Raw genomic sequence first — 8,911 nt, forward strand, 5'->3', positions numbered from 1 at the left:
CATTTGTACCCGATGTATGGGTTTCTTCTGTTTTGCCATAATAAAAGGTCCTCCTATGATTTAAATTTTACCATAGAAGAACCTCTTCAATTACATATTTACAGAAAAAGTTTCACACTGCCGTTTCGGCTTTTGTTTTGCATTCGATAGTTTTTATTTTTCCAGTTCTGCCAGTTTTTCCAGAATCTGATTGCTTCTGTCAATGAAAGCAGTCATTTCTTCGCTGGTCAGTGTTCTGTGACTCATGAGTGCCAGATCGTATACCTGATGGCAGATCATGTCACAGTCTTCTTTCTTATCTTCTTTGCCTGCTGCGTCCATGAGGAACTGCACCAGTTTATTGGATTTGTTCAGCACCAGTGTTTCATCAGGTTTTACCTGTGCAAACATGGCTTTGTACATTTCGTTGTCACCGTATGCTTCCATCATTTCCATCATACGACGGCTTTCTTCGCTGAGCAGAATCATAGCGGATACATTTTGCGCTTTCAGGTTTTCCGCTTTAACTTTCAGATTTTCGTTGCCCAGTACGCCGCGGAACAGGTTTTCCATCTGGGTATTTGCAAAGGCGTCTGCCTGTTTCTTTGCTTCGCTTTCTTCGCCTTCTGTTTTTTCCTGCAAAGTATCGGTGATGTCCGCGTCGATACGCTGTACCTTTACGCCGGGATTCTTGTATTCCAGGAAGGAAACGAAGGGTTTATCCACGGGAGAAGTAAGGATTGCCGCTTCCAGACCCTGTTCTTTGAACATACGGATATACTGTGCCTGCTGTGCTTCGTCGGTAACAAAGAAAATTTTGTTTTCGTGTTTTTCTTTGTTCTTTTCCAGATATTCTGCAACGGTTTCGTATACGCCGTCGGTGGTTTTTAACAGCAGTGCGTCTTTGATTTTGTCATAGAGTTTTTCTTCACGCATACAGCCGTATTTGAAGAACATGCCGATGTCATCCCAGAAACCTTCGTAAGCGGTTCTGTCAGCTTTGAAGAGCTGATTCAGTTTGTCCGCTACTTTCTTGGTGATGTAGCTGTTCATTTTTTCCACATAGCCGTCGTTCTGCAATGCGCTTCTGGATACGTTCAGAGGCATGTCGGGGCAGTCCAGCACACCTTTGAGAAGCAGCAGAAATTCGGGTACCACTTCTTTGATGTTATCTGCGATATATACCTGATTGGAGTACAGTTTGATCTGACCTTCTACGACATCCATCTGTTCTACCAGTTTAGGGAAGTACAGGATACCTTTCAGACGGAAAGGATAGTCCATGTTCAGGTGAATCCAGAACAGAGGGTCATTCAGGTCGAAGAATACTTTGTGGTAGAATGCTTTGTATTCTTCATCGGTACAGTCTTTGGGCTGTTTCAGCCACAGGGGAGAAGGATCGTTCAAAGGTTTGGGTTCTTCCTCTTTATCCTCTTCTTTTTCACTGCCTTCAGCGCTTTCTGTTTCTTCTGCTTTATCTTTGTTTGCTTTTGCCAGGATTTCGTCCTTTGTCAGTGTGGCAGCTTCTTCCTGAGAAATATGGATGGTGTTGTCTTTTTTCTCGGGTTCTGCTTTTTCTACTTTTTCTTCGTCATTGGTGATGACATCGATAAAGATAGGAACGGGCATGAATGCGCAGTATTTCTGCAATGCTTCGTACATTTTGCTTTCATCCAGGAATTCTTCGCCGTCTTCGCTGACGTGCAGTGTGATGGTGGTACCGCGTTCTGTACGGGTGCCGTCTGCCATTTCGTAGTCGATGCCGTCTGCACAGCTCCATTTTGCAGCTGCTGCGCCGGGCAGGTAGGACAATGTATCAATTTCTACTTTATCGGCTACCATGAAAGCGGAGTAGAAGCCCAGACCGAAATGACCGATGATTTCGTTGTCGCCATCTGCTTTTTCTTCGTATTTGGACAGGAAATCTGTTGCGCCGGAGAAGGCGATCTGGTTGATGTATTTCTTGATTTCCTCGTCGGTCATACCGATACCGTTATCCACGATCTGCATGATCTTTTCGTCTTTGTTCAGTACCACATGAACGGAAAAGTTTTCATCAGCGGGGATGTGGTCTGCTTCCCCCATGATCATGAGCTTTTTCAGTTTGGTTACTGCGTCACAGGCATTGGATACCAGTTCACGGATGAAAATATCCTTATCGGTATAGAGCCATTTTTTGATAATTGGTAAGAAATTTTCACTGTTAATGGAAAGATTCCCTTTTTCATTCATACTATTCAGCCTCCTATGATTGATGGAAAAATCCATATATTTTCTGCTTTACAAAGAATATTGTAACACTCGGAGGACAAAAGTCAAGAAAAAATTAGCACTCAATCAAATTGAGTGCTAACAAAATTTCGATTATTAATTTTCTTTCTGAATGGAAATGCCATGGCTCTGGCAAAAGTCCAGCACCCAGCTTTCCCACTGGGCTTCGTGGGTCTTATCCAGAGAAAAACTTTCCTGAGCGGCAGAAAGGGTGCATAATAAGGTATCTTCCCGGAATAACAGATTCCAGAACAACGCCTTTGCGTTGGGGAAAGATGCTGTTTTTTCCTGAGAAAGGGAAAGGACAAGCTTCATGTTCTTTGGTGTTTTCTTTCCTTTCACTGCCTGAAACACAAGGGACTTGATCTCGCTCCAGCTGCACCAAGGCTCTGTGACGGTTTCGTCGTAATAATCCAGATCCCGTTTGCCGTCAATGGAAACGTAGGCAAAAGCGGAGATTTCTCCCTGTCGAAAAGCAAAATCGTCAAAGGCATCGCCCTTTAAGAGCAGCGCCATAAAGTGTCTGGTGTCTGGTATGGTAAAAGCAAGCATTGCTGTATCCTCCTTTGGTTTCTTCGCCTGTCATTATACATTTTTTTGTCTTCTTTGACAATGCACGGGAGGCGGAAAGGAAAAATCATGTATTTTTATTGCGTTTGATGCCATGCTATATTATAATGAAAGACAAGTATTTTTAATGTAAGAGGAAGTAGGAGGGAAAACCCTATGGCAGAAGAAAAAACAATGGAAAACAGTGGTCTGGGTGCCACCGGTAACTTTATACATAACTATATCCAGGCAGACCTGGAAGGGGAACTGAATAAAATTCATACCCGTTTCCCGCCGGAACCCAATGGCTATCTGCACATTGGTCACGCAAAATCCATTTGCCTGAACTTTGGTCTGGCAAAACTTTACGGCGGTAAATGCAACCTGCGTTTTGACGACACCAACCCCACAAAAGAAGATGTGGAATATGTAGAAAGCATTCAGGAAGACGTAAAATGGCTGGGCTTCGACTGGGAAGACAGACTGTACTACGCTTCTTCCTATTTCCAGAAATATTATGAAGTGGCAGTGAAACTCATCAAAGAAGGTAAGGCTTTCGTATGTGACCTGACAGCAGAAGAAATGCGTCAGTACAGAGGTACACTGAGCACACCCGGCAAAGAAAGCCCTTACCGCAATCGTAGTGTGGAAGAAAACCTGGAACTGTTTGAACGGATGAAAGCAGGGGAATTCCCTGACGGTTCTCATACACTGCGTGCGAAAATCGACATGGCTTCTCCCAACATCAACATGAGAGACCCTGTCCTTTATCGTATTTCCCATGCGGCTCACCACACAACTGGTACAGAATGGTGCATCTACCCTATGTATGACTTTGCCCATCCTCTGGAAGATGCCATCGAAGGCATTACCCACTCCATTTGTACCATGGAATTTGAAGACCATCGTCCTCTGTACGACTGGGTAGTTAGAGAAGCTGGTTATACCGTAAATCCTCCCAGACAGATTGAATTTGCCCGTCTGGGTATGACAAATACTGTTATGAGTAAGAGAAAACTCCGTGCGCTGGTAGAAGACGGTCTGGTTGACGGCTGGGATGACCCTCGTATGCCGACCATCAGCGGTCTGCGCCGCAGAGGTTATACACCTGAATCCATTCGTGATTTCTGCGAACGTATCGGCGTATCCAAAGCAAACAGCATGGTAGACAGCGGTCTGCTGGATTACTGTATCCGTGACGACCTGAAAGCAAAAGCGCCTGTTGTTATGGCAGTTCTGGACCCTCTGAAACTGGTTATCACAAACTATCCTGAAGATCAGGTAGAAATGATGGAACTGGAAAACAACCCTGAAAATCCTGAACTGGGCACAAGACTGGCACCTTTCACAAGAGAACTGTATATCGAACGGGAAGACTTTATGGAAGAACCTGTGAAAAAATTCTTCCGTCTGGCTCCCGGCAAAGAAGTTCGTCTGAAAGGGGCTTACTTCGTAACATGCACCGATTTTGTCAAAGACGAAAACGGCAATGTGGTAGAAGTACACTGCACATATGACCCTGAAACAAGAAGCGGCAGTGGTTTTGAAGGCAGAAAAGTCAAAGGTACTCTGCATTGGGTAAGCGCTTCCGACAACGTGAAGGCAACAGCAAGACTGTACGACTACATGATGCTGGATAACCCTGACGATCCCAGCGGCGAAATGATCATGAACCCCAACTCTCTGGAAGTGAAGGAAAATGTAATCATTGAAAAATCCATCGCCGGTGCACAGAAAGGCCAGCGTTATCAGTTCATGCGTAACGGTTACTACATTGTAGATACCAAAGATACTACAGAAGATCATCTGGTATTCAACCGTATCGTGCCTCTGAAGAGCTCTTTCAAACTGAAATAAGATGATAGACAAAGCGTGTGTGTCTGAAAAGACATACACGCTTTTTTATCATGAGCAAGCAAAATATTTTTTGGTGAATGTACACTTTTGTATTGCAACAGTGGAAAAATAGGTGTATAGTTTTTGCATATGTATTCAAAATGGCGGGGGAACAGTGACAGTGTTTTTCTGGATAAAAAGAAGGAGGTACAAAGGAAAAGTAGGGAGAGTTCACAGAATTACCAAAGAAGATTATATATACAGAATATGGTATAAAATATACTGTATATTGTATATATAATGAAATTTTCGTGATTCAGGAGGAGGTAAATATGTTTCAACACGCGAACAAAGCCCTCATCGCAGCGGCTTTTTTATTTTGGCAATTGTCATCATTCCTATTGTGCTGGTGCCGGAAGCCATGGTAGCAGCCATTGGACAGGTTTATAACTTCATTACAACAGATATGGCATGGCTGTATTTGCTCATCGGTTTTGGTATGGCAGTAGGTGCCATCGTGCTCCTGACGACGAAATTTGGGGATATTCGTCTGGGGGACGGGATGCAAAGCCGCATTATAAAACATTTACTTGGATCGCTATGAACCTTTGCTCCGCGTTGGCAGCAGGTATCCTGATCTTTGGCATGTGTGAATGGATGTACTATGTAACAGGTACGCCTTTCGGCATCGAACCTTATTCCGTGCAGGTCTATGAATATGCTTCCACTTACGGCATGTTCCATTGGGGCTTTTCTGCATGGGCGTTTTATCTGGTGGCAGGGGTAGCCATTGGGTATCTGTATTGGAATAAAAAAATCGGCGATCTGCGTATCTCCGCCCTGTGCAGCAACCTCATCGGCGGTGACTCCAAAGGGAAAAAAGCCTTCCGCTGGGTACTGGATGCCATCATGGTATTCTGTTATTTCATGGCAATGATGACCACCGTCGGCATCGGTACACCTGTTATGGGGGAACTGGCAAGCAGCCTGCTGGGTATTGAAAACTCTTTTGCGCTGAAAATCGGCATTATCATCATTTTCTGTCTGTTCTTTACCCTTTCTACATCCAAAACCATTGCAAAAGGTATGGGACGCATCAGTGACTTCAACGTATGGCTGGCAATTGCCTTTTTCATTTTCGTACTCATCGTTGGGGACACCAGCTTTATTCTGAATAATATCGTCATGGCAATCGGTACCAATATCCGTGAATTTGTCCGCATGAGCTTTAACTCTGATGCCATTGCCCAGACAGGCTTTGTACGGAACTGGACCATTTTCTACTGGGCTTGGTGTGTGGCACTGACATTTATGTGCGGTCTGTGGATTGCCAGAACTTCTTACGGCAGAACATTCCGTGAAATCACTGTGGCAAACTGCATTTGGGCAGTATTGGCATGTTGGGTAACATTCGGTATTCTGGGTAACTATGGCATGGGTCAGGAACTGTTCCATGGCCAGAATTTCTCCGGCGTCATCAGCGAAGTAGGCAACAACGGCGTTACATTGCTGGTACTGCAGACCATGCCTTTGCCGAAACTTTGCATTTTTGTATTTATGATTCTGATTTTCTTCAATCTGGCAACTTCTGCCACAGCAAACGGCACCGCTTTGAGTATGTATACATCTAAAGGTCTGAAAGCCGATGAAGAACCCGATAGCTGGTACAAAACATTCTGGTGTGTACTGTTTATGATCATTCCCGTAGGCATTTTGCTGCTGGAACACAGCGTGGAAGGACTAAATGTGCTTAGTACCATTCAGTCCCTTATCACCATTTCCTCTTTGCCTGTACTGGTGGCACTGGTGGTATTGTTCTGGTCTTTCGGCAAAGTCCTGCGCAAAGATATTTCCGATGGCACTATCCGTCAGTATGTGGATAAGAGCAAAGAAAACAAATGGGGGAATGACTGATGGAAGAAAAATATGTAAATGCTTCTGTCGCATGGACACAGCAGTTTTGCCGTATCAACAGCTTTTTGGGTGCAGGCAAACGGGAAGTGGTGTTTCTGGCAGAAAAAATACTGAAAGAATCCTGTGACGCGAATGTCACTGTTTATGACGCTGATACAGAAGAACCTTATATCATCGCGGCGAAAACATGCGAAAACCCCAAATTCCAGCTTTTGCTGGAAGGTCATCTGGATGTGGTTTCTCCCGAAGGCATGGAACATCCTTTTGACGCGGAGATCAAAGACGGCATTTTGTATGGTCGTGGCTCCGTGGATATGAAAGGCGGCTGCGGTTCCATGCTGGCGGCATTTGTGAATGCTTGCCAGAAACCCCTGGAAGGAGATTTGTACCTGATGTTTTCCACAGACGAGGAATACGCTGGGGAAGAAATCAAAAAAGCGCTGGAAAAGGGCTATCTGCCGAAAGTGGATTTTGCCCTGATTGCGGAACCGACTGGTGGAACCATGGCAACAGCACACAAAGGGGAAGCATGGATTGATGTGGAATTTTTCGGCAAAAGCGCCCATTCCAGCATGCCTCACATGGGGAAAAACGCCATTTACATGGCAACAGCATTTTTGCAGAAATTACAGGCATATCTGCCGGAATTGGAACAAATGGCACATCCCCTTTACGGCGCACCTACCATGAGCGTAGGTGTCATGGAAGGCGGCAGCACCCCCAATGTGGTGCCCCCTTACGCAAAAATGACCATTGACCTGCGGTATCTGCCGGGGCAGAAATCAGAACTGTTTTTGCAGAAATTGCAGGAACTGACTGCGGCATGTAAGGCAGAAGACCCTGACTTTTCCGTGAAAATTACCAAGACCGGCGAATGGAACGATGTCTGCACAGACAGAGAAGGCGCGACTTTCCTGCGTATCTGGCAGGCGGCTTCCAAAGCATTGGGAAAAGATGTGGAACTGACTGTTATGACTGGCTGGGGTGAAGGCGGCTTCATGAATCTTTACGGCATTCCTGTGGTATACTTTGGACCCGGGGAAAATGGCATGTCCCATCGTCCCGAAGAACAGATTCATGTGGATGAAATTAAAAAAGTGGCATTGGCTTATGAACAGATCATCAACGAGGTGTGTGGCATGAAACGAAATACATTGGAAGAAGTTTTGAAACAGACAGGCATTATGGTGGCAGATGGCGCCATGGCAACAGAACTGGAACGGATGGGCTGCGACCTGAACGACTCTCTTTGGAGCGCAAAGGTACTGGCAGAACAGCCGGAACTCATCGGAAAAGTACACCGCAGCTATTTTGAAGCAGGCGCAGACTGCGGTATCACTGCAAGCTATCAGGCAACCATTGATGGTTTCTGCAAACGCGGTTATACAGAAGCGGAAGCGGAAGAACTCATCCGCCGTTCTGTGGACATCATGGTGAAGGAAAGAGAAGATTGGTGGCAGGCAGAAGGCAAAGACGCTGGCAGAGCTTATCCTCTGGTATGCGCTTCCGTTGGACCTTATGGGGCATATCTGGCAGATGGCTCCGAATACCGCGGCAATTATGGCGTATCCAAAGAAGATTTGCGCAACTTCCATAAACGTCGTATGGAACTGTTGTGGGATGCAGGGGCAGACCTTTTCGCAGTGGAAACCATTCCTTGTCTGGATGAAGCACTTGTGGCAGCGGAACTGACACAGGAAATGAATGCGGCATGCTGGATCAGCTTCAGCTGCAAAAATGAAACAGAAATCAGCGACGGCACAAAGATTGCAGACTGCGCAAAAGCGCTGGAAGCCTTTGAATGTGTAAAAGCCATTGGCATCAACTGCACAGCCCCTCATTTTGTGGCAAGCCTCATCAAAGAAATCAAAAACAACAGCACAAAACCCATCATTGTATACCCCAACAGCGGTGAAGAATACGACCCTGTTACAAAAACATGGCATGGCAATAAAGATGGTAAATGCTACTGTGATTTTGCGGCAGAATGGATTGCTGCTGGTGCGAAAATCGTAGGCGGCTGCTGCCGTACCACACCGGATAATATCCGGGAAGTGGCGGAATTGGCAAGAAAGAAATAAGTTTGGATTGCCAGAAAGTAAAAGACAGAGAACTGTAAGCAAATTCCACTTAAGAAAATATGAAACTTCCTTTTTCTTGATTTTTTAAGGAAAATTACGACGGCTGTCTGCGGAAGGAAACATACGAAAAAACAGGAAAGCTGAAATCCTCTATTATGATGAACTGAACCCAAAAAGTTAGACAATATTTTCAAATTAAAATTGTTTAAGAAGCCAGAAGGGCTTGTTGTCTGTAAATTGCAGGTGGCAAGCCCTTTAACTTTGCTTTGATTCGATGGTTA

The 8,911-nt window shown here is 45.1% G+C and carries 4 protein-coding genes and 1 pseudogene; 3 read left to right on the forward strand and 2 right to left on the reverse strand.

Translation table 11 applies throughout. The features are described from left to right. Positions 1-153: 153 nt before the first annotated feature. Complete coding sequence (gene htpG / locus INF29_RS13230; protein ID WP_193487144.1) at positions 154-2,211, reverse strand: molecular chaperone HtpG; 2,058 nt, start codon at positions 2,209-2,211, stop codon at positions 154-156. Between the two features lie 135 nt (positions 2,212-2,346). After that, complete coding sequence (locus tag INF29_RS13235; protein WP_193487146.1) at positions 2,347-2,802, reverse strand: DUF5721 family protein; 456 nt, start codon at positions 2,800-2,802, stop codon at positions 2,347-2,349. Positions 2,803-2,976: 174 nt separating this feature from the next. On the opposite strand from INF29_RS13235, the gene INF29_RS13240 reads away from it, so the two are divergent. The 3 genes and pseudogenes from INF29_RS13240 to mmuM all read left to right on the forward strand — a co-directional run bounded on the left by INF29_RS13240 (position 2,977) and on the right by mmuM (position 8,630). Further along, positions 2,977-4,656, forward strand: coding sequence for a glutamine--tRNA ligase/YqeY domain fusion protein (locus tag INF29_RS13240; protein ID WP_243184180.1), 1,680 nt, complete (start codon positions 2,977-2,979; stop codon positions 4,654-4,656). Between the two features lie 400 nt (positions 4,657-5,056). Further along, positions 5,057-6,549 (forward strand): annotated as a pseudogene (locus INF29_RS13245) (BCCT family transporter). Further along, on the forward strand, positions 6,549-8,630 hold the full coding sequence (mmuM, locus tag INF29_RS15160; RefSeq protein ID WP_193487148.1) for a homocysteine S-methyltransferase: 2,082 nt from the start codon (positions 6,549-6,551) through the stop codon (positions 8,628-8,630). Before INF29_RS13245 ends, mmuM begins: the two are co-directional and overlap by 1 nt. Positions 8,631-8,911 lie beyond the last annotated feature (281 nt).

The sequence above is a fragment of the Anaerotignum lactatifermentans genome (assembly GCF_014982935.1).
GTDB classification, from domain to species: Bacteria; Bacillota; Clostridia; order Lachnospirales; family Anaerotignaceae; genus Anaerotignum; species Anaerotignum lactatifermentans.